Origin of the sequence: Nesterenkonia sp. LB17 (assembly GCF_022565915.1) — a bacterium.
GTDB lineage: Bacteria > Actinomycetota > Actinomycetes > Actinomycetales > Micrococcaceae > Nesterenkonia.
In genome coordinates, this window is sequence record NZ_JAJOYX010000002.1 from 318,293 (window position 1) to 341,803 (window position 23,511).

A 23,511-nucleotide genomic window follows, 5' to 3' on the forward strand; every position below is an offset into this window, starting at 1 on the left:
ACCCTCCGGGCCCCGGGGTATCTCGCCGCGGCGCAGGCGGCCCGCGGGGGGCGCCCGGGGGCGCCGCGTCGAGATCGGCTGTGGGGTGAGCGGCTCAGTGTCGCTTGGCGCGGTGGGCGGCCTTCTCGTAGAGGTTCTCGACCACACGCTGGAAGTCACGCATGACCTCGGCCCGGCGGATCTTCAGCGAGGGCGTCAGGTGCCCCGAGTCGATGGTGAAGTCATCCTCGAGCACGGTGAAGCTGCGGATGGACTCGGCCTTCGAGACACTTGCATTGGTGGCATCGATGACCTGCTGCAGATGCTCCAGAACCTGGGGGTGCTCGGTGAGCTCGCTCATCGCGGTGTCGGGGTCGAGACCTTTGCTGCGCAGCCAGGACGGTATGACATCGCCGTCGAGGGTGATCATCGCGCTGATGAAGGGCTTGCCGTCACCGACCACGACTACCTGGGAGACCAGCAGGTCTGCCCGGATGGCATCTTCGAGCTGCGCGGGGGCGACGTTCTTGCCTCCGGCGGTCACCAGGATCTCCTTCTTGCGTCCGGTGATGATCAGCCGACCCGCCTCATCTAGACGACCCAGGTCACCGGTGTAGAACCAGCCATCGGCGGTGAAGGACTCGGCGTTGAGCTCGGGCCGGTTGCGGTACCCCCGGAAGACGCTGCTGCCCTTGACCAGCAGCTCGCCGTCGGACTCCACGCGCACGGCATTGCCTGGGAGCGGGATCCCGACGGTGCCGATCCGGTAGACCGAGGGGATGTTGCCGGTGACCGGGGCCGTGGTCTCGGTGAGTCCGTAGCCTTCGATGATCTGGATGCCCACGCCGTTGAAGAAGTGGCCCAGCCGTTCACCCAGCGGGGACCCGCCGGAGAAGGCGTGGGTGACGTTGCCGCCCATCCGGTTGCGCAGCTTCGAGTAGACCAGCTTGCTGAACACGGCGTGCTTGAGCCGGAGACTCAGCGGAACGCGGCCCTCGGCGGTGGCGCGCGACCAGTCCACCGCCGCGTCGGCCGCGGCCTTGAAGATGCGCTTCTTGCCATCGCCTTCGGCCTTCAGCGCGGCGGCGTTGTAGATCTTCTCGAAGACCCGCGGAACTCCGAGCAGGAAGGTCGGCCGGATCACGCCGAGATCTTCGATGAGCTGCTTGATGTCGGGGGTGTGCGCCACCCGTCCGCCGGCGGCGATGAAGATCACCGAGATGAACCGAGCGAAGACGTGGGCCATGGGCAGGAACAGCACCGTGGAGGAGTGTCTGCCGACGACGCCGTCCATGGCGGCAAGGGTCTGCAGGCTGTGGTCCACGAAGTTGCCGTGGGTCAGCTCGCAGCCCTTGGGTCGGCCGGTGGCTCCCGAGGTGTAAATGATGGTGGCGAGATCCTCACCGACGGCGGTGGCCCGGCGGCCCTCGAGGTCCTGGTCTGAAACAACAGCGCCGGCCTGCCGGAGCTCGTCCAGTGCGCTGGACTCGATGAGCAGCACCTCGGGGGTCTGCTGGAGTCCGGATCCCTTCAGGCCCTCCAAGATGGTCTCCCGATGCCCGGGCGTCTCAGCGAAGACCAGGCTGAGTGCGGAATCCTCGGCGATCCAGGCGATCTGTGCGGCGGAGGAGGTCTCGTAGACCGGGACCGAGACGGCGCCGGCGTACCAGAGCGCGAAGTCCAGCAGGCTCCACTCATACCGGGTCGCAGACATGATCCCGACGCGATCGCCCAGCGTGACACCGCGCTGGATCAGGCCCTTGGCGAGAGCTGCGACGTCGGTGTGGAACGCGGCGGCGGTGACGTCCACCCACTCGCCGGCGGCGTCACGGCGCGTGAACAGGACGTTCTCAGGGTCCTCGGTCCGCTGCTGCTCCAGAAGATCGGTGATGTTCATATCGGCCGGCACATCGATGAGCGCCGATATCGCGGTTTCCTGCACGGAGTTCCTCCCGGTGTGGTGACGCGTTCTTCGGCGAGCGCTGCTGGTGATCCGGTGTTGACCACCGCCTTAGGAAGAATATCCTGCCCGCGATGAGGTGTGCTCAGAGGCGAAATCCGGCGACGCCGTGTGAAGCGCCCGAGGGACGGTTTCAGACCGACGGCAGGTCCACGTGGTTCATCGCGCCGTCCTGCAGGCGCAGCAGAATGCTGCGGGGTGCCCGGCCGGACGCATCCTGATAGCGGATGCTGAACGGCTCGCCTGCCACCAGGGTGATCGGAAGATCCAGCGGGTCCCGCTTCAGAGACTCGGCCAGGCTGTCACCCTCATTGAGGATGGCCACGACCTTCGCGTCCAAGCTGCTGGTCAGGGTGATGACTCCGGGCTGATGTGACGCGGTGATCCGTGCGTCCTTGCCGGCGTGTCCCCGAGCGATGGCCACCACAACGGCAGCCACCGCCAATATCGCGATCGCGCCGGCGGCGAGCCAGTTCGCGGAGAGAAAGTCCATGCCCCAACCCTACTCACCGTGCTGGGCTCCAAGGCAACCGGGCCCGATGGCAGCCGGGGCGACGAAGCCGATCACGGCAAGCCAGGCGCGGGAAGGAGATCTCTGGCTGCGTTGAGCGCGGAGTCATTTCGGTGCCCTGGTCTCCCACGCTTCGACCAGGAGCTCGGAGAGCTCATCGGCCTCCTCCTGCTGAGCCTCGCAGATGAGATCGCATGAACCCTCAAGGCTGATCTGCGGGGACGACTCCGGGCGGCGTGCTGCAAAAAACTTGCAGCGAAGCGTGAACGAAACCGGGTCGAGCGGCGTAACCCCTAGAAACACTCCCATCCAGCGACCGAGGGGACGCCAGGACATGAGCAGTCGAGCTGAACTCGAGGACCAGGCCCATTTCGCCCTGATGGACGTCAACAGGCACTGGTTGGAAGCACTCACCGCGGAGCAGGCAGGGGATCTGATCAGATCCCACTCCGCATTCGAAGACATGATCACTGCGGCGCGCGCAGGGAAAGCCGCACTCGAAGCCGTGGAGAGCATGGTCGAGGAGCGCCGAAGCAAGGAACACGCAGCATAGGATCTGGCACCGGTGGGCAGTGGCGCGCTGTTCACCGCATAGAGACTTTTCCATCCGCGTACGCGTGCCGCGTGGACTTCACCGTTCCCAAGCTCCACCGAGGCGCATGCTGACCCAGGAGCGCCAGGGTCTCGGCCCTCGGTCCGCCTTCGCGCGCGCAACGAAAAACGGCCCTGGTCGGATGACCAGGACCGTTCCATGGGGTGAGCGACGGGGCTTGAACCCGCGACCCTCGCGACCACAACGCGATGCTCTACCAGCTGAGCTACGCCCACCATGTGGAGCCGAAGCCGGCTCCCGCACTCGCTGCTCATCAGCCTTGAACGCCTGAAAGCAACGCATGTCAGTCTACACAGACTCCGGCCGAATCCGGAAATCGGCTCAACTCTGCTTGAAGACCGTCCGGCGGTAGTGCCGCAGCTCTTCGATGGAGTCCTGGATATCTCCGAGCGCCCGGTGGTTGCCGGTCTTCGCCGGCGCGGACTCCTTCGCCTGCGGGTACCAGCGGGAGGAGAGCTCTTTGATGGTGGAGACATCGATGAGTCGGTAGTGCAGGTGCTTCATCAAGTCCGGCATGGCCACACGCAGGAAGGCCTTGTCCGCGTGGACCGAGTTCCCGGCCAGGGGCGCCACACCCGCCTCAGGGATCCAGGCCTTCACATAGTCCAGGACCCGCTGCTCGGCGACCTGGACCGAGACGCCGTTCTTGAGGTCCTCGAGCAGGCCCGAGGCGGTGTGCATCCTCTGCACGATCGGGGCCATCGTCTCCAGCCGCTCGGCCGGGTCCGGGCTGATGACCACCTGGACCCCTTCACCGAGGATGTTCAGCTCGGCGTCGGTGACCAGCGCCGCGATCTCCACCAGGACATCGTGATCGGGATTCAGCCCAGTCATCTCACAGTCGATCCACACCATCCGGCCCGCCCAGGAGCCACCCGGGCTCACCGGCACAGACGTGATGGATGAGGCGTTGGTCTCAGTCTCTTCAGAATTCACGGTTCTCACTCTACCGACAGCCCGCCAGGCGCCGGGGTGACAGCGACTGTGGGTGATAAATTCAAGGGCGATGAGCGCTGAGGCTGGAGCCACCGAGAACAGCCCTGCACCGCGCGGTGCCGAGGGCGCCGTCGGGCTCGGCAACCCCGATCAGCGCCCCCAGACAGACCCCGATCCGCGCCCGCCGCGCAAGCGGGACATCTGGCTGCACATCCTGCGGTCCTCCACCCGCCCCAAGAGCGTCTGGTCCCCGATGGTCGAAGGCCTGCTCGGGTCGATGCTGGTCCTCCTGGGCTCCTTCGGCGTCGGATGGCTGGTCAGCGTCTCCCCGCTGTCCCGGCAGCCGTGGATCATCGCGTACCGCACCGAGACGGTCGGCGTGGTCGTCGCCACGATCGCGCTGACCCTGGGCTGCTGGGTCATGCTGCGCGCCTGGCTGCGGCTGGGTCGGGTGCTGGAGAACCCCGATCAGAGCCAACAGTGGCCCACTCGCTCGCTGCGCACGGTCAACGCCGCCGTCGTGCTCTGGTCGCTGCCCCAGCTGGTCGCGCTCCCGATCTTCTCCCGCGACGTCTTCGCCTACCTGAATCAGGGCAGGCTGGTCCTGGCCGGTCAGGACCCCTACACCACGGGCGTCTCCACCCTGGACAACTGGTTCCAGCTGGGCACCGACATCCTCTGGGCCGAATCCGAGACGCCTTACGGTCCGCTGTTCCTCTGGCTCGAGGCCGCGGTGATGAACATCGCCGGAGACAGTCCCGACCTTGCGCTGTTCCTCTTCCGGCTCGCCTGCGTGGGCGGGGTGGTCATGATGATGATATTCGTGCCCAAGCTCGCCCGGATCCACGGGATCGACCCTGCCCGGGCGCAGTGGATCACGCTGGCGAACCCGCTGCTGATCATCAGCTTCATCTCCAGCGCCCACAACGACGCGATCATGGTCGGCTTCGCCCTGGCTGGCATCTACGCCGCGGCCCACAGCAGGGGAGTCCTCGCCACGCTGCTGGTGGTCGTCTCGATCGGGATCAAGCCGATCACCATCGTGCTGCTGCCTTTCATCGGGCTGCTCTGGGCCGGACCGGTGGCCTCCTGGTCACGGAAGTTCACCTACTGGTTCCTCACCGCTGGCATCGCCGCCGCCGTGATGATCACCATCGGCCTCATCCAGGGCTACGGCTTCGGCTGGCTCGCCGTCCTGGCCGGCACCGGCACCGGAAGCGTCTTCTGGTCCCCGATCGGGATCGCCGACGGCTGGCTCGGCACGTTGCTGCGCTCCTTCGGACTCGACAGCAGCTGGACCCTGGAGGTGTTCAAGATCGCAGGCCGGCTCCTCTCGGTGGCCGTGGTGCTGTGGCTGATGTTCCGCGGCAGTGAGAAGTTCATCGTCCAGCGGATGGTCTGGGCGTTCACCGCCCTGGTGGTGCTCTCACCGATCATCCAGCCCTGGTACCTGCTGTGGCTGCTGCCGCTGTTCGCGATCACCGGGATCCGCAAAGACTGGCAGTTCAAGTGGGTGGTGTTCACCATCGCCTTCTTCCTGACCTTCGGCGCCTCGGACCAGCTGTCCATCTACCAGTTCCTGCAGCTGGACGCTCAGATGCTCGCTCTCTCCGTCACGGTGTCCTGGATCTGCATCGTCTGGCTGGCCCTGCTGGACCGGCAGACCCGCTGGGTGGTCTGGGAGGGCTGGGGCCTGCCCGCGGTCCGCTGGGAATGGCCCCGACTGCGCGGCCGCCGATCCTCCCAGACCGACGACGGCGCACGGGCGAGCCCCGCCGCCCACGACGCCGCCACACCGGCCGACGCCGCCGCACCGGCCGCCGAGCCCGGGGGAGAGGAGACCGCTCCAGGTGCGCGCTAACCTCGTCTCCCGCAATGCGCTGCGCGCGCGCTCTTTCCTCGGCCAGTGGCCGCCGACCGCCTGGTTCATCGGCGGCGAAGAGGCCGCCGCCTCGCACACCGCCCGTCAGGGACTGCTCGCCTCGATCATGATCATGTTCGGCTCCTGGGGCGTGGGCTGGCTGGCGATGACCCCGCAGTCGCTGCTCGCGCTGAACCCGGTGCTGCTGCCGCTGCGCACGACGACGGCGGGCGTGGTCACCTGCACGGTGCTGCTGGTCTTCGGCGCGCTGCTGCTCGTGCGGTCCTGGCTGCGCCTCTCCCAGCGGGTGGGGTCCTGGTCGGCGCGGGCGACCCCGGTGATGCGCCGGACCCTGTTCATGTGGGCCACCCCGCTGATGTTCACGCTGCCGATCTTCTCCCGCGATGTCTACTCCTACCTGGCCCAGGGCCGGGTGCTGCACGCCGGACTGAACCCCTATGAGCACGGCGTCTCCGAGCTCCCCGGATGGTTCATGGAGGGCGCGGACGGGCTCTGGGCGGAATCCCCGTCCCCCTACGGACCGCTGTTCCTGGTGCTGGCGCAGGTCGTCTGGTTCGTCTCCGGCGGCGTCCCAGAGATCGCGATCCTGCTCTTCCGCGGCCTGTCCCTGATCGGGATGGCACTGATGCTCTACTGCATCCCCCGGCTGGCCAAGGCCTTCGGCTCGGAGCCTTCCTGGGCGCTGTGGCTGTGCCTGCTGAACCCGATGACCCTGCTGGTGTTCCTCCCGGCGGCCCACAATGACGCGCTGATGATCGGGCTGATGCTCGCCGGCACGCTCGCGGGGCTGCGCCGGAGACGGGTGCTGTGCCTCGTGTTGGTGGTCGCGGCGATCGCGGTGAAGCCCATCGCGATGGTGGTGCTGCCCTTCATCCTCCTGCTGCCGCTGCGCAGCACCGCCGCGCTGCGGCACCGTTTCCGAGAATGGGCCATCGGGGGCACCGCCGCCGCCGTGCTCCTGGTCGCCGGTGGCGCGGCGCTCGGGATCGGCCTGGGCTGGATCGCAGCCGCCCTGGGTGCTGGCGCCGCGGTGCTGCAGGCCGCCCCGGTGGGACTGCTCGGGATCGGCCTCGGTGCCGCGCTGCAAGCGCTGACCGGGGTGGACGCCGCCGTGGTGACCGAGATCGTCTACACCCTGGCGCGCGCCGCGGCCGGCGCGATGCTGGCGTGGATGCTGCTGCGCCGCAACGTCGGCAACCCGGTCCTCTGGGCCGGCTACGGGCTCACCCTGGTGGTGCTGACCTCCTCGATCATCCAGCCCTGGTACCTGCTCTGGCTGCTGCCGTTCTACGCGGTGGTCCACGTCTACCGCGGACGAGTCCTGGTGCTGGTGACCACGGTCTTCACGGTGATGGTGCTCCTCTCGATGGTCGGTCAGCTCTCGGTGGCGCAGTGGATCGATGCGGCCGCGATCTACACCATCGCCATCGCCGTGGTCACCCTGTACCTGATCTATGTGGTCTTCCTGGACCCCAACACCACCGAGTTCTTCGACATGCGGCGGCGCTCCCAGCGCTGGAATGCACAGCACGGGTGGGAGCGGCTGAGAGGATTGACCCCGCCGCGCACCTCCTGGGCGGCCGAGGACATCTACGAGAAGGACACGACGTGAAGCTCCCCGGCTCCCGACTGCTCTGGCTGCTGCTGGCCGCCACCACCCTGGGCGCCGCGCTCTCCGTGGCGGCCGTGCAGTGGTGCCGGATCCACGGCTGGACCGACCCCGATCAGCACATCCACATGTGCTACTCCGACTTCTCCCTGCTGTTCAGCCAGCGCGGGCTCGCCGAGGGACTCTTCCCCTTCGTCGATGACGTCCCGGCCGATCAGGTCATGGAGTACCCGGTGCTGCTGGTCATGGTCGCCGGGGTGCTCGCGCTTCTGGTCCCCGGAGAGGGCATCACCGACGAGCGGATCCTGGCGTTCTACGACCTCAACCACTTCGCGGTGATCCTCTGCTGGCTCGGCGTCGTACTGGCCACCGCGTACTCCACCGCAGGTCACCGACGCCAGGACGCGCTGATGGTGGCCCTGGCCCCGGGGATCATCCTCTCGCTGTCGATCAACTGGGACATGTGGGCGGTCTTCCTGGGCGCCCTGGCGCTGCTGCTCTGGGGCCGCTCGCATCCGGTCTGGGCCGGGGTGCTCATCGGTCTGGGCGCTGCGATGAAGCTCTATCCGCTGTTCTTCCTGGGCGCGATCCTGGTGCTGTGTCTGCGCAGCGGGCGGCTGCGCTCCTTCGCGGCGACGACGATCGCCGCAGTGCTGACCTGGCTCGCGGTGAACCTGCCCTTCATGCTCCTGCAGTTCGAACAGTGGTCCACCTTCTACCGCTTCTCCTCCGAGCGCGACGTCAGCTTCTCCTCGGTCTGGTTGTTCTTCAGCTGGCTGCCGCTGGACGGCGCCGGGTTCTCGCTGCTCTCCAACGGGCTCTTCCTGCTGTGCTGCCTCGGCGTGGCCTACCTGGGCTGGGCGGCTCCCACCCGGCCGCGGATGGCGCAGCTTTGCTTCCTGATCGTGGCCAGCTTCCTGCTGCTGGGCAAGGTGTACTCCCCGCAGTTCGTGATGTGGCTGATCCCGCTGCTGGTGCTGGCGCGCCCGAAGGTCCGCGGATACCTCGTCTGGCAGGCCGCGGAGGTCTACCACTGGGTCTCGGTGTGGATGATGAGCGCGAAGATCACCTCCGGCGGGGAGTTCGCCGGCGGCACCGAGCTCATCGACTGGGCCTACCACATCGGGATCCTGGCTCACATGGCCACCCTGATCTACCTGATGGTCCAGGTGGTCCGCGAGATCCTGGACCCCGAGAAGGACATCGTCCGCTCCCAGCCGAGGGATCGGGACCGGGCGGCCGCGAGAGCAGCAGCGACCGACGACGACGCGCGCAGCTCCCACCAGCGCACCTCCGCACCGCGCCATCCAGATCCGGATGGCACGGTGCTGGGGGAGACAGACCCGCTGGCCGGTGTCACCCGCGGGCGACCCGATGCGTTCGGGCTGCCCGGACTCGGCCGGACGACCTCCTTGAAGCTGCGCTGGTGACCCGCCGGCTGCTGCCGCGGGCCGCGCCGGCTGCGCCCGCTGGTCTCTTCCACGGCGGGGGAGACCCTGATGCTTGACATGCTCGCCGTCATCGGCCCGATGTTCCTGGTGATCGGCGTCGGTTTCGCCGCCGGATTCATCCCGCGCTTTCGCAGCGGGCAGGACCACCTCAACGGCTTCCTGTTCTACTTCGCGCTGCCCACCTTCATCTACACCGCGATGATCACCGCCCCGCCCACCGCCGGCTTCCCGCTGCTCGCGGTGGTCATCGTCGCCGTCGTGACCCCGCTGGTCTCCATCGCCCTGTACTACGGCAGCCGCCTCTTCGGCGTCCGCGGCCACGAGGGCGCCGCGGCGACCTCGCTGGCCGGCAGCTTCGGCAACGTCGGGTACTTCGGAATCCCGGTGTCGATCAGCGTGCTGGGCCCCGAAGCCGGCCTGGCCGCCGGGATCGTGCACATGATGCACAACCTGATCTACCTCAACGGCTACCCGCTGGTCCGCACCGTCGTAGCTTCCCGTGCCACACAGACCGGGGACGCGCAGACCGGGGATGCGCAGGCCGGGCACGCGGAGCGGGCCGGCGGCATCGGGCACCTGCTGCGCACGCAGATCGGGCCGATCCTGAAGCGGGCGCTGCTGCTGAACCCGGTGTTCATCGCCATGGCGCTGGCGCTGCTGGTGGTCTTCAGCCCGCTGAGCCTGCCCGCGCCGATCAACGAATCGGCGAGCCTGCTCGGGCAGACGGCGGTCCCGCTGGCGCTGTTCTGCGTCGGCCTGGCGCTGCACCCGGCGATCGAGGGGATCCGCAGCGGGGGAGTGCCCAAGCGTCTGATCGGACTGGGCACGGTGGGCAAGATCCTGGTGCTGCCGGTGCTGACCTGGCTGGCGGTGCTGCCCTTCTATGACCAGCTGGGACCGATCTGGGCGGGCACGCTGATCATCATCGCCGCGATGCCGTCGTCCACCACGGTCTATGTCTTCGCTCAGCAGTACGAGGGCGACGGCCGGCTGGCCGCCTCGATCCTGGTGACCAGCACGCTGGCCTGCCTGATCACGCTCCCGCTGCTGGCAGAGCTGCTGCTCTGATCTTCCCCGCGTCGATCTCGTAGACGCTGCCCACATGGCGCAGCACCGCGCTGCGGTGGGCGATCATGATCACCGTCGCGTCGGTGGCCTCAGGCATCCGGCGCAGGATCTCGGCCTGGGTGAGCGGATCCTGGGCCGAGGTGATCTCGTCGAGGATCAGCACCGGGCTGCCCCGCAGATACCCGCGAGCAAGCGCCAGCCGCTGTGACTGACCCCCGGAGAGCCGGGCGCCCTCGCTGCCAAGCTGCGTGTCCAGACCTTCCGGCATCGCCTCGATATCGGCGGACAAGCAGGCGGAACGGCAGGCGGCAAGGATCTGCTCCTCGGTGGCCGCCGGGCTGCCCAGCAGCAGGTTCTCCCGGATGGTGCCGCTGATCATCACCGGGCGCTGCTCCACCACGGTGATGTTCGCGCGCAGCGCGGCCAGCTCGAGATCACGCACATCGGTGCCCCCGAGCCGCACCTCACCGGCCTGCGGGTCCCAGACTCGGGTCAGCAGCGAGGCCAGCGTGGACTTTCCCGACCCGCTGACCCCGACGACGGCGGCCACCTGCCCGGCTTCGACGTGAAGCTCCACGTCGCGCAGCACCTCTCGCTCGGTGCCGGGGTAGCCGAAGCTGACCCCGTGGAAGGACACCGAGGCGGCGCCGTCGCGCTCGGTGCTCACCGCGACGGGGTGGGTGGGCTCGGCGACCTCGCGCGTGCTCTCCTCGAGCTCGCGCAGGTTCGCCGCGGAGGCCAGCGCCGCAGGCAGCGAGATGCCCAGCGCCTCGATCGCGGCGAGCGCGGGGGCGGTGCCGGGCACCAGGGCCAGCACCAGCAGCAGCTCGGTGTAGCCGATCACGCCCTCCTGGGCCTGGGGCAGTCCCAGCAGCAGCAGGATGAACAGTGCGAGCACCTGCCAACCCTGACCGGCAGCCGCGCGCAGTCCCTGCAGCACCGAGGCGCCGCGGGAGCCTTCCCCGATCTGGGCGCCGATGTGGTCCACCCGCTGAGCCCGCTGTTCCTGGGCGCCGAAGATCGTGATCTCCTGAGCCCCGCGGAGGTCGTCGCTGATCTCCTGGGCCAGGGCGCCCCGCGCACGCACCTGAGCGGTGCTGTTGGCGCGTCCGCCGCGGCGACCGATGCCGATCAGCGCGGCAGCGGCCGCCAGGTAGATCAGCAGCAGCCCGAGTCCCAGCGCTGCGCCGGTCAGGTTCCAGGTGAGCACGACGGCGGCGGCGGGGATCAGCACCGCAGTCACCACCGGGGCCAGGGTGTGCGCGAAGAAGACCTCCACCCGGTCCACGTCACGCGTGGCGGCTGAGAGCAGCCGGCCGCTCCCGCGGGAGGCGGTCACCGCCGGGGCCAGCGGGATCAGCTTCTCGTAGAGCCTGATCCGCAGCTGCTCGAGCAGCGCGAAGGCCGCGGTGTGCCCGGAGAGCTGCTCGGCGTAACGGGTCAGGCCTTTGGCCGCGGCCAGGGCGATCATGACCGCCACGACGGTCCCCAGCTGCGGGATGTCCTGGCCGTCGGCGAGACGGCCCACCAACCAGGCCGGATAGACCAGCAGAGCGGCGCCGCAGAGCAGGGTCAGCGTCCGGGCGAGGGCCGAGAGCGCGAGCAGCCCGGCGGATCCCTTGGCCAGCGTCAGCAGATGCATGATCATCGGTCTTCACCTTCTCCTGCAGTGGCCTGCGCGTAGTAGCCCTCCTCGGCGAGGAGCTCCTCTGGGGTGCCCAGCGCCGCGGTGCGTCCGGCTTCAAGGACCAGGACCTGATCGGCCCAGCGGGTGGTGGCCAGCCGGTGGGCGATGATGATCAGCGTGTGGTCTCCGGCGAGGCTGCGCAGCGATTCGTCGACCAGTTGTTCGGCGCGCCGGTCCAGGTCAGCGGTGGGCTCGTCGAGGATCAGCAGCTTGGCCCCGGAGAGCAGCGCGCGGGCGATCGCGAGTCGGCGGATCTGTCCTCCGGAGAGCGAACCGCCGTCCTCACCGACCTGGGTGGCCAGTCCTCTGGGCTTTGCGGCGATCTCCGCGTCGAGGCGCGCCTGGGCGAGGACCTCCCAGAGCTGGCGATCGGTGGCGTCGGGACGGGCGAGGCGGAGGTTCTCCGCCACGGTGCCGGAGAAGATGAACGGCTTCTGCGGCACGGTCACCGCCGCCTGCTGCAGCGCCGCAGAATCGGCCGGCTGACCCTCGAGCAGCAGCTGACCGGCCGCCGTCGGGATCAGGCCCTGCAGCACCGCGGCCAGGGTGGACTTGCCGGCTCCGGAGGGACCGACGACGGCGACGGCGGTGCCGCGCGGGACGCTCAGCGTGACTCCGCGCAGGACGCTGCTGCCGCCGCGGTCCACGCCGAGATCCTTCAGGCGCAGCAGTTCGACGGTCTCCGCCGCAGGTTGTGCACGCGCAGCTTCCGACGGGGCCTCAGCGACCGTCGTCGGGGTCGTCAGCGTCTGGGTGAACAGTCCCTGCTGGGTCCGTCCGGCCATCGCGACGTAGAAGGAGCGGCCGAGCTTGTCGATGGGTTCGTAGAGCATCGTGGCGAGCAGCACCACGGCGAGGAATCCGCCGGCGGTGATCGCACCGACGTCGAATCGCCACAGGGCCAGCCCGACCGCGGCGGTAATCATCACCAGCGAGAAGAGCGCGTCATTGACCAGGATCATCAGCTGGCTGCGCTTGAGCAGCGTCACCGCCTGGACCCGCAGGGCAGCGGCGGCCTCGGCCACGCTGCGCCGGCCGGCGTCTTCAGCGCCCAGCAGCACCAGCCCGCCGAGGGAGCGCAGCACCTCCTGGAACTTCGCGGTGGCCTGTCCGGCGAGGCGCCGGTAGGCGGCGGTGGGGCCGCGGAAGCGCGCCAGGAAGAACCGCACCAGCACCGGGACCAGCAGCACCAGGACCAGCAGCACGACGGCGATCACCGGGTCTACGAAGATGCCCAGCATCAGCAGCACCAGGGCCGGGGCGGTGAACGCCGCCAGCGCCGGCCCCAGGAACTCCGCACGGTATTCCGCGATGCGTTCCACCCCGCCGGTGAGCAGCTCAGCCTCACCCGTGCCCGGGCGGCCGCCGCCAGGGCGCCCACCGGGACCGCCGCCGCCGGGGCCAGCAGGTGGCCCTGACGGAGCGGCCGGGTCACGGCCCAGCGCGACCCGGATCCCGCTGGCCCGCCAGCGCTGTTCCTCGACCGCGCGCAAGCGAGGCGGCACGGCGGCGGCGATTCCGGCGCAGATGATCGCAGCGGCGCCGGCGATCGCGCCGAGGACCAGCGCACCGGTGGGGTCCGTCTCGCCGAGCGCCGCATCCAGGACCTGGCCCAGGGCGAGGAACAGCGTGGCGAGCGCGATCGTGCGGATCCATTGCAGCGCGGCAGCGATCCACGCGCGGGGAGGCATATCTTGCAGAAGCACGCCTCAGATCATTCCAGGTTCAGCGGGCCCCCGTGGGCCAGTGCAACATTTGCGAAGCGCCGTCCGATGCGCTGATCGAGCTGCCGTGATGCAGCCACCGGGTGACGCCCCGGCCGGGACAGCAGTCAGCGCGGCGTCGGACTCCATCGCGATCAGCTCGGAGGCCTCGGTGCGGAGGTCCAGGTGAACGCCGCTGGGCTCAACGGACACGCGCTCGACACCGATCTGCGCCGACCGGTGCCGCGGATGACCTGATCTGGCTGAACAGGACCAATCGGCTGACCGGGGCTGTTCAACTTCTGTTAACCTTCCTGCTCGAGTGTGTGCGCAGATGACTGAGCACGCAGAGGACGACGCCGGCCCCGCCGTCTCCCGACACCCCGGCACCGTGGCAGAGGTGTTCCTGGTCTTCCTGCGCCTGGGGCTGACCTCCTTCGGCGGGCCCGTGGCCCACCTGGCATATTTCCGCGAGGCCTTCGTCACCCGACGCCGCTGGCTCACCGAGAAGGCCTACGCCGACCTGGTGGGGCTGTGTCAGTTCCTGCCCGGCCCGGCGTCGAGCCAGGTCGGCATGGCGCTGGGCCTGCAGCGCGCCGGCTACCCCGGGATGATCGCGGCCTGGTTCGCATTCACCATGCCCTCGGTGGTGCTGCTGGTGGCGTTCGCACTGGGGGTCCAACACGCCGGGGACCTCACCGAGGCCGGCTGGATCGACGGACTCAAGGCCGCCGCGGTGGCCGTGGTGGCCCACGCGGTGCTCTCGATGGCCAAGGCGCTGACCCCGGACGCTCCGCGGGCGTCCATCGCGGCGGCCGCGATGGTGCTGGTCCTGCTGGTGCCGAATCCCTTCATCCAGGTCGTTGCGATTCTCGCCGCCGGGGTCATCGGGGCCCTCTGGCTGCGCCCCCCGGAGACCGGGCCGAAGCCCGAGGACGCGTTCACCGTGCGGGTCTCCCGACGTGCCTCCTGGACCGCGGGTGCGCTCTTCGCCGCGCTGCTGGCGGGCCTGCCGATCCTCGCCGCCGCCAGCGGCACCGGATTGGCGGCCATGGTCGACTCCTTCTACCGAGCCGGGGCGCTGGTCTTCGGCGGCGGCCATGTGGTGCTGCCGCTGCTGCAGGCCGAGACCGTCCCCGCCCTGGTGGACCCCGAGGTATTCCTGGCCGGCTACGGGGCCGCGCAGGCAGTCCCCGGCCCGCTGTTCACCTTCGCCGGCTTCCTCGGCGCCTCCAGCACCGGCACGCCCACCGGCCTCGCCGGCGCCGCCGTCGCGGTCCTGGCCATCTTTGCGCCTGCCGCGCTGCTGGTCATCGCGGCGCTGCCATTCTGGGAGCGGCTGCGCAGCAACACGTCCGCGCAGAAGGCGCTGATGGGGGTCAACGCCGGAGTGGTCGGCATCCTGGCCGCCGCGCTCTACACCCCGGTCTTCACCGCCGGGGTGCTCGAGGTGGGAATCGAGGCGCTGGTGCTCGCTGTCCTGGCCTTCGTGGCGCTGAACAGCTGGCGGGTCCCGGCCTGGGCCGTGGTGCTCGCCGCGGGCCTGCTCGGCTGGGTGCTGCTCTGAGACCCGGCTGACGGGAACCTGGATGTAGAGCAAAAGCGCAGGACCGAGAGGTACAGTTCTGAGGTACTTGACTGCTATGGCGAGGAGGACCCTGCCGCATGCTGAGCTCCCAAGCTCGCGGGCTGAGTCGTCTCTATGCCCTCGACGTGGCGCGCGCCGCCGCGGTCTTCGGCATGATCATCGTCAATGTCGGTCCCTACAACACCGACGGATGGGCCTCCTGGATCGTACGGGCCCTCAATGGTCGCGCCTCCATCCTCTTCGTGGTGCTCGCCGGGATCGGCGTGACCTTTCTGGCGCGCCGCTCGCTGACCAAGGGCATCACCCGGCGCAGCACGCTGCTCTGGCGGGGCCTGCTGCTGCTGGCACTGGGCCTGGGACTGCAGACCCTGGAGCATGGGGTCAACGTCATCCTCACCACCTACGCGGCGCTGTTCTTCCTGGCGGCGTTCATGGTCAAGATGTCCACCCGCTGGCTGTTCTGGTCCGCGACCGCCTCTGCGCTGCTGGGACCGGTGCTCTGGATCCTCGCGCGGCAGACCACGCACTTCCACATCGAACCCGCCCAGATGGGGGACTCTCCGTTCCAGATCATCGGCGCGATCCTGGTCTCTGGCCCCTACCCGCTGGTGGTCTGGATCGCTCCGTTCTTCCTCGGGGTCTGGCTGGGCCGGCAGCCGCTGGGCAACGCGAAGCTCCAGTGGCGCCTGGTCTACCTGGGAGCCATCGCCGGGTTCGGCGCCTTCGGAGCCTCGGAGGTGCTGGTCCGGGTCCTCGGCGAGCCGGACACCACGCAGGTCGGCTTCGATCGGATGATCTCCGCGGTGGGACATTCGCAGATGCCGCTGTGGCTGATCAGCTCCAGCGGCACCGCGGTCATGCTGCTCGGCATCCTGCTGATCGCGGTGCCTCATTTCAACCAGGGCATCCGGCCGCTCGTCGTGGTCGGGCAGATGCCGCTGACCGCCTACACCGCGCACCTGGTGATCATCGCGCTCTTCATCTACCCCGGACCGCAGAAGCCGCTGGAGGGCTTCTTGATCAGCTGCGCGATCATGCTGGGGCTGATCCTCTTCGCCGTCGTGTGGATGGCCAACTTCCGCTACGGCCCGCTCGAGGCGCTGCTGCGGATGACTCCCGCATTCCTGCGCGTCACCTACCGCCTTCCCGAACGTCACCGCCGCCGGCAGCTCGCGCGCCCCTACCCGCGCCGGGCGAAGCCGGGGGCATCCATGGAACAGAAGCCGACGCCTTCCTGAGGGAGACGAAACATGCAGCCGAAGAACCCCCTGTCGCACCGCGACGCACCGATTGACGTCCACGCACCGCCCCACCTCCTTGAAGCGCCCCACACCGTGCGCCCCCGGACGCTGCGCAGGCGGGCTGCGAAGACCACAGCGCTGCTCGCCGCCTTCGGGCTGCTCGTCGCCTGCGCCACCGAGGAGGAGCCCCCACCGCCGCCCCCGCCGGCGCCCAGCGAGGAGCCGCAGGAGCCCACCAGCACCCCCGAACCGGTGGAGGACACCCTCACCCAGCAGGGAGTCAGCGCCGGGCATCCGCTCGCCGTGGACGCCGCAGAGCAGGTCCTCGCCGACGGCGGCAACTCCGTGGACGCGGCCATTGCCGCCGCCTTCGCCATGTCGGTCGTGGAGCCCTTCGCCTCTGGGCTCGGCGGCGGCGGCTCGGTGGTCATCGCCGGCCAGAACGGTGACCCGCTCTTCTACGACTACCGCGAGATGGTCGGGGTGGACGGGGAGATCCCCGAGACCGGCATCGGCGCACCGGGCTTCGTCGCCGGCATGGGACGCCTGCATCAGGAACACGGCAGCCTGGACTGGGAGCGGCTGCTCCAGCCAGCCCAGCAGCTCGCATCCGAGGGCTTCGAGGTCTATGACTTCCTGGCCAGCCGGATGACCGAGGACCTCGGGCCCGAGGCCATCGAAGGGGTGGAACCCTTCGAGGTCGACGGCGAGGCGCTGGCCAGCGGAGACCAGCTGGTCCAGACCGAACTCGCCAGCACCTTGGAGACCCTCGCCGCGGAGGGCTGGGACTCCTTCTACACCGGCAGCCTCGCCGAGGAGCTGACCCAGGTCGAGGGCATCGATGCGCAGACCCTCGCCGACTACGAGGTCACCGCCTCCGCACCGGTCTCCGGGGAGTTCGGCGACTACGAGGTGCTCGCCGCGGCGCCGGCGCTCCCCGGCCCGGCGCTGGTGCAGCTGCTCCAGATCGCTGAGGCCCAGGGCATCGCCGAGCTGGAACCGGGCTCTGCGGAGTACATCGAGACCCTCTCTGAGGCCTGGCTCGTCGCCGAGGAGACCGTGTTCACCCAGATCGGCGACCCTGCCTTCGTGGAGGTCCCCGTCGAGGAGCTCACCGACGCGGCCGCCAACGCCGAGATCGAGGTCTCCGCCCAATCCGCCGCGCAGGATGCCGCCCAGGACTCGGAGGAGCAGCCTGCCCAGGCTCAGGCGGACGCTCCGCAGGATGCCAACACCACACACATCTCGGTGATCGATGACGAGGGCATCATGGTCTCGATGACCAACACCTTGACGAACTTCTGGGGCGCCGGGGAGGTCAGCGGAGGCTTCTACCTGAACAACCAGCTCAGCCGCTTCGAGGCGGTGGACTCCCCGGCGAACCAGCCAGAGCCCGGCCGCAAGTCGGTGACCTGGTCGATGCCCAGCATCGTCCTCGATGACCAGCAGCGACCCGTGCTGGGCATCGGCACCCCGGGTGGACACCAGATCCTGAACATCATGGGCACCGTGCTCACCCAGTGGGGCCTGCAGGACGCGCCCCTGCAGGAGGCCGTGGACGGGCTGCGCTTCCGCCTCATCGAGGAGGACGAGCTTCTGGTCCTCGACGATGAGCCCGACGAGGAGACCCGGGAGGCCCTGGAAGACCTCGGCTGGGAGCTGCAGGTCTGGCCGGACGAATGGGGCGGCTTCGGCTCGGTCCAGGCGCTCGAGGTCGACTACGAGACCGGCGAGGTCACCGGCGCCGACGATGACCGGCGCGTGGGCAGCCACACCGTCATCGACTGACCTGGGACCTGCCTGCATGATCCGGCCCGCGCCCCGCCGATGAGAGCGGCGGAGGGGAGCGGCGCGGGCCGATTAGCATGGAGCCATGAGTCTCCCGTCACCGCGCAGCATCCCCAACATCCTCTCGATCGCCGGAACCGATCCCACCGGCGGCGCCGGCATCCAGGCGGACCTGAAGAGCTTTGCGGCGCACCGTGGATACGGCATGTGCGTGGTGACTGCGCTGGTGGCACAGAACACCCAGGGGGTGCGCGGCATCCACCTGCCCCCGGCGAGCTTCCTGCGCGCACAGCTGGATGCCGTGTCCGATGACGTGGCGCTGGACGCGATCAAGATAGGGATGCTCGGCACCGAGGAGATCATCACCACGGTGGCCGAGTGGCTGGACGCGCTGGGGCTCAGCGGGGATCACGACGACGCCGGGATCCGACCCGTGCTGGTGCTCGACCCGGTCATGGTCGCCACCTCCGGGGACCGGCTCCTCGACGCCGCCGCGGAGTCGGCGCTGATCCACTTCCTGCACCGGGCGGACCTGATCACCCCCAACGTGCCCGAACTCGCGCTGCTGGCCGGGACCGAGCCGGCGACCGACCCCGCGGGGCTCATCTCTCAGGCGCGCACCGTGGCGGATGCACATCAGGTGGTGGTCCTCGCCAAGGGTGGACATCTCGACGACGCCTCGGCGAAGGAGTTCGTCGTCGACACCCTGGTCTACCCCGGGCAGTCAGGAGCGCGTCAGGAGGAGGAGCAGTTCCTCTCGCCGCGGATCCACACGCAGAACACCCACGGGACCGGTTGCTCGGTCTCCGCGGCGCTGGCGACTCTCGCCGCCCGCGGCCACAGCTGGTCGACCGCGCTGCCGGTGGTCAAGGACTGGATGACGGCCGCGCTCCAGGACTCTGAACGCCTCGACGTCGGCAAGGGTCACGGCCCGATCCAGCACTTCGCGCAGCTCTGGCGCTGAGCTTCCAGCGCGTACCTGCCGGCGTCGGGCTGGCGCAGATGCCTCAGCCCTGCGGCGTCTCGTGCGGTCCACCGGCGTGCTTGGCGATGTCTTCCCACTTCCAGGTGGTCCCCATCGCGTCATCCGAAGGGAACCAGGCCCCGGTGGTCGCGCGATCACGTGGAGTCGGCCCGGTGGCACCCTGACCCGAGACCGGCGCCTGATCCTTCAGCGCGGTGACCCGGTCCCTGATCGAAGCCATCTGCTGATCCAACGCCGCGGCCTGGACCGCGGCGTCGCGCAGCTCATCGAGGATGTCGTCGGGCACCTCGCCGTCGTAGGTGTAATAGATCTTGTGCTCCAGCGAGGCCCAGAAGTCCATCGCCACGGTGCGGATCTGCACCTCCACGTAGACGAACTCGGTGCGGTTGGAGAGGAAGACCGGCACCTGCACGATCACATGCAGGCTCTGGTACCCGTTGACCTTGGGCGTGCGGATGTAGTCCTTGACCTCGACGACCCGCAGGTCCGGCTGGCTGCACAGCATCTCCGCGACCCAGTAGGCGTCTGAGACGAAGGAGCAGGTGATCCGGATCCCTGCGATGTCCCGGATGGAGTGCCGGATGCTCTCCAGGGTGGGTTCACAGCCATAGCGCTGCACCTTGTCCAGGATCCGGTCCAGGGATTTCAGCCGGTAGTTCACATGCTCGATGGGGGAGTAGTCGCGGGTGTGTTCGAACTCCTCGCGCAGCACGTTGATCTTGGTGAGCACCTCATCCATGCCGAACTTATAGTGCAGCTGGAACTCGGTGAGCTGCCGCCGGATGTCCACCATCCGCACCGCCACGCCGTCACCCTCCTCTCCGGCGCTGCTGTGCAGCTCCGAGAGCAGCGCTCGGTAGACATCGGACTCGCTGCGCTGCGCCTTCTTCGCCAGCGGCGCCTGCTGGGCCAGGTCCTTGCCGGGCGGGACGCGGACCCCGGCGCTCAGCGAGACTCGGTCAGGGGCATCGACGGGCAGGAAATGGCTGTCAGTGGCAGGAGCGCGTCCAGCGGACATGGGGGAAGTTCTCCTAGGGGGTTTCAGGGGTTCACAGCGCGGGGCTGGGAGACGACGGTCACGGGACCGGTGATTCTGATTCTCGACCCTAGGTGCACTCTCTGTGAAGTCCCTCTACGGAATCGTTGTGATCGCCCAGACAGCTTCCGCCGACAGCCGCGAAGCCGCGATACTCTGCAGGACCCATGTTTGGGCGGTATTGCTCGTCGATGGGATCCTGGATGAGACCCCAACCACAACATCTGGTGAATGATCGAGGGCGCAGACGCAACATCTTCCGATTTCACGGTCCAGACACGCCGAGACACGCGGTGGTTCAAGAAACTTCTTCTCGGGAGTATCGAACTCCACAGCTGTGGAGGAAGAGCGGGTGAGGGCGCCGCTTCCGCGCCATTCCAGGGGAGTCATGGTCCACAGGTCCTGTGGACAGTCGGTGGAGAACTACACGGGTGCAAGTACATCATCTAGTGCCTGCTGATATCGCCGAACCCAAGATGTAGTATTGAGGCATAGCCAAAACGTCACGTTTGAATCGGGGAGCCCATGTCTGTCACTGTCTACACCAAGCCCGCCTGCGTCCAGTGCAACGCCACTTACCGCGCCCTGGACAAGAACGGCGTGACCTACGAGACCGTCGACATCACCCAGGATGCCGAGGCCCTCGAGCGGCTGCGCGGCCTGGGCTACATGCAGGCACCCGTGGTCATCACCGAGTCCGACCACTGGTCCGGATTCCGTCCCGACAAGATCTCCGAGCTGACCGTTCAGCACGCTGCGATCAGCTCGGTCGCCTGATGCAGCCGTGAGCACCTCGGCGAGGCTGATCTACTTCTCCTCGGTGTCGAACAACACGCACCGATTCGTGGAGAAGCTTCAGCGCGGGGCAGGGGAGGTTGCGAGGCTTCCGCTGCTCACCAGAGATGAGACCCTCGAGGCGGAACAGCCCTTCGTCCTGGTCCTTCCCTCATATGGGGCCGACGCCGGCGAAGGCTCGGTGCCGAAGCAGGTCATCAAGTTCCTCAATGTTGAATCCAACAGGAACCTCCTGCGCGGAGTGATCGGCGCGGGCAACACGAATTTTCATGAGAGCTACTGCATCGCAGGCGACATCGTCGCCGCCAAGTGCGGAGTCCCTCATCTATACAGATTTGAACTGATGGGCACACCAGAAGACGTGGCCACGGTCGAGATGGGATTGGAAGAGTTTTGGAAACAGCAACCAAGCCGCTGAACGCGGCGAGCACCGCACAGACCCAGCACGGCAGGGACTCCATGGACGCACCGCTGGCCAAAGTCATGCCCGCCCAGTGGCAGGGACTGAGCTATCACGAGCTCAACGCCATGCTCAACCTCTACGGCCCCGACGGCGAGATCCAGTTCGAGGCGGATCAGCTCGCGGCCCGCCAGTACTTCCTGGACCATGTGAACACCAACACGGTCTTCTTCCACAACCTGGAGGAGAAGCTGGGCTACCTGGTCGAGAACGACTACTACGAGCCCGAGACCCTGGAGCAGTACTCCAAGGAGTTCACCAGGGCCATCTTCGACCGCGCCTACGCCGCGAAGTTCAGGTTCCCCACCTTCCTGGGCGCCTTCAAGTTCTACACCTCCTACGCGCTGAAGACCTTCGACGGTGACCGCTACCTGGAGCGCTACGAGGACCGCGTGACCATGGTCGCGCTGCACCTGGCCCGCGGCGACGAGCAGCTGGCGAACAAGATGGTCGACGAGATGATCTCCGGCCGCTTCCAGCCCGCGACCCCGACCTTCCTGAACTCAGGCAAGAAGCAGCGCGGTGAGCTGGTCTCCTGCTTCCTGCTGCGCATCGAGGACAACATGGAGTCCATCGCCCGCGCCATCAACTCCTCCCTCCAGCTCTCCAAGCGCGGGGGAGGCGTGGCCCTGTCGCTGACCAACATCCGCGAGAACGGCGCCCCGATCAAGCACATCCAGAACCAGTCCTCCGGTGTGATCCCGGTGATGAAGCTTCTGGAAGACTCCTTCTCCTACGCCAACCAGCTCGGCGCACGCCAGGGCGCCGGCGCGGTCTACCTCAACGCCCACCACCCCGACATCTTCCGCTTCCTCGACACCAAGCGGGAGAACGCAGACGAGAAGATCCGGATCAAGACCCTCTCGCTCGGCGTCGTCGTCCCGGACATCACCTTCGAGCTCGCCAAGAAGAACGAGCCGATGTACCTGTTCAGCCCCTATGACGTCCAGCGCGTCTACGGGAAGGCGTTCAGCGAGATCTCGGTGACCGAGAAGTATCACGAGATGGTCGACGATGCGCGGATCCGCAAGACCAAGATCAACGCTCGCGAGTTCTTCCAGACCCTGGCCGAGATCCAGTTCGAGTCCGGCTACCCGTATGTGATGTTCGAAGACACCGTGAACCGGGCGAACCCGATCGCCGGACGGATCTCCATGTCCAACCTGTGCTCGGAGATCCTCCAGGTCTCAGAGCCCAGCGAGTACGCCGACGACCTGAGCTACTCGGAGATCGGCAAGGACATCTCCTGCAACCTTGGCTCGATGAACATCGCCAAGGCGATGGACTCACCGGACTTCGGGCAGACCATCGAGACGGCGATCCGCACCCTGACCGCGGTCTCGGACATGTCCTACATCAACTCGGTCCCCTCCATCGCTGAGGGCAACCGGCGCTCCCACGCGATCGGTCTGGGGCAGATGAACCTGCACGGCTACCTGGCGCGGGAACGCGTCTACTACGGGTCCGAAGAGGGCATCGACTTCACCAACATCTACTTCTACACGGTGCTCTATCACGCCCTGCGCTCCTCGAACCAGCTCGCGATCGAGAGCGGCCAGAGCTTCGACGGCTTCGAGAACTCCCAGTACGCCACCGGTGAGTTCTTCGAGAAGTACACCGAACAGCTCTGGGCGCCGGCGACCGAGAAGGTCCGCACCCTGTTCGGCCACGTGGCCATCCCGACCCAGGCCGACTGGCTGGAGCTCAAGGCCTCGGTCATGGCCCACGGCATCTACAACCAGAACCTGCAGGCGGTGCCGCCCACCGGCTCCATCTCCTACATCAACAACTCGACCTCTTCGATCCACCCGGTGGCCTCGAAGATCGAGATCCGCAAAGAGGGCAAGCTCGGGCGCGTCTACTACCCGGCGCCCTACCTGACCAATGACAACCTGGAGTACTACCAGGATGCCTATGAGATCGGGTACGAGAAGATCATCGACACCTACGCCGCTGCGACCCAGCACGTGGACCAGGGCCTGTCCCTGACGCTGTTCTTCAAGGACACCGCCAGCACCCGCGACATCAACAAGGCGCAGATCTACGCATGGCGCAAGGGCATCAAGACGCTCTACTACATCCGCCTGCGCCAGCTTGCGCTCGAGGGCACCGAGGTCGACGGCTGCGTCTCCTGCATGCTGTGACCCTCGCGCCCACCGGGGCCGTGATCATCACGGCCCGTCCCGGAACTCCACGCTTCTTCTAGAAAGAGACCCCTG

18 protein-coding genes and 1 tRNA gene are annotated in these 23,511 nt (G+C 67.9%); 12 read left to right on the plus strand and 7 right to left on the minus strand.

Features of this window, described 5'->3' with window-relative positions:
- Nucleotides 1-94 precede the first annotated feature (94 nt).
- Together LTH96_RS05290 and LTH96_RS05295 are read right to left on the minus strand one after the other, a co-directional pair.
- Entirely contained in the window at nucleotides 95-1,921 is a 1,827-nt protein-coding gene (locus LTH96_RS05290) for an AMP-dependent synthetase/ligase (protein WP_241464707.1), read from the minus strand.
- A 151-nt stretch (nucleotides 1,922-2,072) separates the two neighbouring features.
- Entirely contained in the window at nucleotides 2,073-2,432 is a 360-nt protein-coding gene (locus tag LTH96_RS05295; protein ID WP_241464708.1) for a hypothetical protein, read from the minus strand.
- Nucleotides 2,433-2,784: 352 nt separating this feature from the next.
- On the opposite strand from LTH96_RS05295, the gene LTH96_RS05300 reads away from it, so the two are divergent.
- A complete protein-coding gene (locus LTH96_RS05300; RefSeq protein ID WP_241464709.1) occupies nucleotides 2,785-3,003 on the plus strand; it encodes a hypothetical protein in 219 nt (72 codons plus the stop codon).
- 199 nt (nucleotides 3,004-3,202) lie between these two features.
- Here LTH96_RS05300 and LTH96_RS05305 read toward each other — a convergent pair.
- Both LTH96_RS05305 and orn read right to left on the minus strand, forming a co-directional pair.
- Nucleotides 3,203-3,278: transfer RNA gene (locus LTH96_RS05305), tRNA-His, on the minus strand.
- 106 nt (nucleotides 3,279-3,384) lie between these two features.
- On the minus strand, nucleotides 3,385-3,999 hold the full coding sequence (orn, locus tag LTH96_RS05310; protein ID WP_370644394.1) for an oligoribonuclease: 615 nt from the start codon (nucleotides 3,997-3,999) through the stop codon (nucleotides 3,385-3,387).
- Between the two features lie 70 nt (nucleotides 4,000-4,069).
- On the opposite strand from orn, the gene mptB (LTH96_RS05315) reads away from it, so the two are divergent.
- The 4 genes from mptB (LTH96_RS05315) (at nucleotide 4,070) to LTH96_RS05330 (ending at nucleotide 10,009) form a co-directional block, all read left to right on the plus strand.
- Nucleotides 4,070-5,860, plus strand: a complete 1,791-nt coding sequence (gene mptB / locus LTH96_RS05315; protein WP_241464710.1) for a polyprenol phosphomannose-dependent alpha 1,6 mannosyltransferase MptB — start codon at nucleotides 4,070-4,072, stop codon at nucleotides 5,858-5,860.
- Nucleotides 5,850-7,493, plus strand: coding sequence for a polyprenol phosphomannose-dependent alpha 1,6 mannosyltransferase MptB (gene mptB / locus LTH96_RS05320; protein WP_241464711.1), 1,644 nt, complete (start codon nucleotides 5,850-5,852; stop codon nucleotides 7,491-7,493). Before mptB (LTH96_RS05315) ends, mptB (LTH96_RS05320) begins: the two co-directional genes overlap by 11 nt.
- Nucleotides 7,490-8,920: a glycosyltransferase 87 family protein gene (locus LTH96_RS05325; RefSeq protein WP_241464712.1), complete on the plus strand. Its 1,431-nt coding sequence runs from the start codon at nucleotides 7,490-7,492 to the stop codon at nucleotides 8,918-8,920. Before mptB (LTH96_RS05320) ends, LTH96_RS05325 begins: the two co-directional genes overlap by 4 nt.
- 69 nt (nucleotides 8,921-8,989) lie before the next feature.
- Nucleotides 8,990-10,009: an AEC family transporter gene (locus tag LTH96_RS05330; protein ID WP_241464713.1), complete on the plus strand. Its 1,020-nt coding sequence runs from the start codon at nucleotides 8,990-8,992 to the stop codon at nucleotides 10,007-10,009.
- Here LTH96_RS05330 and LTH96_RS05335 read toward each other — a convergent pair.
- Both LTH96_RS05335 and LTH96_RS05340 read right to left on the minus strand, forming a co-directional pair.
- The gene (locus tag LTH96_RS05335) at nucleotides 9,975-11,657 is read right to left on the minus strand and encodes an amino acid ABC transporter ATP-binding/permease protein (RefSeq protein WP_241464714.1); all 1,683 of its coding nucleotides are present in this window, start codon (nucleotides 11,655-11,657) and stop codon (nucleotides 9,975-9,977) included. The two genes, LTH96_RS05330 and LTH96_RS05335, sit on opposite strands and share 35 nt — an antisense overlap.
- On the minus strand, nucleotides 11,654-13,402 hold the full coding sequence (locus LTH96_RS05340) for an ABC transporter ATP-binding protein (protein ID WP_241464715.1): 1,749 nt from the start codon (nucleotides 13,400-13,402) through the stop codon (nucleotides 11,654-11,656). Before LTH96_RS05340 ends, LTH96_RS05335 begins: the two co-directional genes overlap by 4 nt.
- A 331-nt stretch (nucleotides 13,403-13,733) precedes the next feature.
- Between LTH96_RS05340 and chrA the strand changes: the two genes are divergently transcribed.
- The 4 genes from chrA (at nucleotide 13,734) to thiD (ending at nucleotide 18,980) form a co-directional block, all read left to right on the plus strand.
- The gene (gene chrA, locus LTH96_RS05345; RefSeq protein ID WP_241464716.1) at nucleotides 13,734-14,966 is read left to right on the plus strand and encodes a chromate efflux transporter; all 1,233 of its coding nucleotides are present in this window, start codon (nucleotides 13,734-13,736) and stop codon (nucleotides 14,964-14,966) included.
- Between the two features lie 98 nt (nucleotides 14,967-15,064).
- Complete coding sequence (locus LTH96_RS05350; RefSeq protein ID WP_241464717.1) at nucleotides 15,065-16,225, plus strand: DUF418 domain-containing protein; 1,161 nt, start codon at nucleotides 15,065-15,067, stop codon at nucleotides 16,223-16,225.
- A gap of 12 nt (nucleotides 16,226-16,237) precedes the next feature.
- The gene (locus LTH96_RS05355; RefSeq protein WP_241464718.1) at nucleotides 16,238-18,016 is read left to right on the plus strand and encodes a gamma-glutamyltransferase; all 1,779 of its coding nucleotides are present in this window, start codon (nucleotides 16,238-16,240) and stop codon (nucleotides 18,014-18,016) included.
- 85 nt (nucleotides 18,017-18,101) lie between these two features.
- Nucleotides 18,102-18,980, plus strand: coding sequence for a bifunctional hydroxymethylpyrimidine kinase/phosphomethylpyrimidine kinase (thiD, locus tag LTH96_RS05360; protein WP_241464719.1), 879 nt, complete (start codon nucleotides 18,102-18,104; stop codon nucleotides 18,978-18,980).
- A 43-nt stretch (nucleotides 18,981-19,023) separates the two neighbouring features.
- Here the strand turns inward: thiD and LTH96_RS05365 are convergent, their stop codons facing one another.
- Nucleotides 19,024-20,019, minus strand: coding sequence for a GTP pyrophosphokinase family protein (locus LTH96_RS05365; protein WP_241464720.1), 996 nt, complete (start codon nucleotides 20,017-20,019; stop codon nucleotides 19,024-19,026).
- A 543-nt stretch (nucleotides 20,020-20,562) separates the two neighbouring features.
- Here LTH96_RS05365 and nrdH point away from each other — a divergent pair.
- From nrdH to nrdE, 3 genes are read left to right on the plus strand one after another with little or no spacing between them, the layout of a single operon-like run.
- Entirely contained in the window at nucleotides 20,563-20,814 is a 252-nt protein-coding gene (gene nrdH / locus LTH96_RS05370; protein ID WP_241464721.1) for a glutaredoxin-like protein NrdH, read from the plus strand.
- A 7-nt stretch (nucleotides 20,815-20,821) separates the two neighbouring features.
- Complete coding sequence (nrdI, locus tag LTH96_RS05375) at nucleotides 20,822-21,250, plus strand: class Ib ribonucleoside-diphosphate reductase assembly flavoprotein NrdI (RefSeq protein WP_241464722.1); 429 nt, start codon at nucleotides 20,822-20,824, stop codon at nucleotides 21,248-21,250.
- Nucleotides 21,251-21,291: 41 nt separating this feature from the next.
- Entirely contained in the window at nucleotides 21,292-23,436 is a 2,145-nt protein-coding gene (gene nrdE / locus LTH96_RS05380; protein ID WP_241465087.1) for a class 1b ribonucleoside-diphosphate reductase subunit alpha, read from the plus strand.
- Nucleotides 23,437-23,511 lie beyond the last annotated feature (75 nt).

Coding starts and splice junctions, on each gene's coding strand:
- LTH96_RS05330 (WP_241464713.1), top strand. CDS start 8,990: ATGCTTGACATGCTCGCCGTCATCGGCCCGATGTTCCTGGTGATCGGC.
- LTH96_RS05365 (WP_241464720.1), bottom strand. CDS start 20,019: ATGTCCGCTGGACGCGCTCCTGCCACTGACAGCCATTTCCTGCCCGTC.
- nrdH (WP_241464721.1), top strand. CDS start 20,563: ATGTCTGTCACTGTCTACACCAAGCCCGCCTGCGTCCAGTGCAACGCC.
- LTH96_RS05300 (WP_241464709.1), top strand. CDS start 2,785: ATGAGCAGTCGAGCTGAACTCGAGGACCAGGCCCATTTCGCCCTGATG.
- thiD (WP_241464719.1), top strand. CDS start 18,102: ATGAGTCTCCCGTCACCGCGCAGCATCCCCAACATCCTCTCGATCGCC.
- chrA (WP_241464716.1), top strand. CDS start 13,734: ATGACTGAGCACGCAGAGGACGACGCCGGCCCCGCCGTCTCCCGACAC.
- mptB (WP_241464710.1), top strand. CDS start 4,070: ATGAGCGCTGAGGCTGGAGCCACCGAGAACAGCCCTGCACCGCGCGGT.
- LTH96_RS05355 (WP_241464718.1), top strand. CDS start 16,238: ATGCAGCCGAAGAACCCCCTGTCGCACCGCGACGCACCGATTGACGTC.
- LTH96_RS05335 (WP_241464714.1), bottom strand. CDS start 11,657: ATGATCATGCATCTGCTGACGCTGGCCAAGGGATCCGCCGGGCTGCTC.
- LTH96_RS05295 (WP_241464708.1), bottom strand. CDS start 2,432: ATGGACTTTCTCTCCGCGAACTGGCTCGCCGCCGGCGCGATCGCGATA.
- nrdE (WP_241465087.1), top strand. CDS start 21,292: ATGGACGCACCGCTGGCCAAAGTCATGCCCGCCCAGTGGCAGGGACTG.
- LTH96_RS05350 (WP_241464717.1), top strand. CDS start 15,065: ATGCTGAGCTCCCAAGCTCGCGGGCTGAGTCGTCTCTATGCCCTCGAC.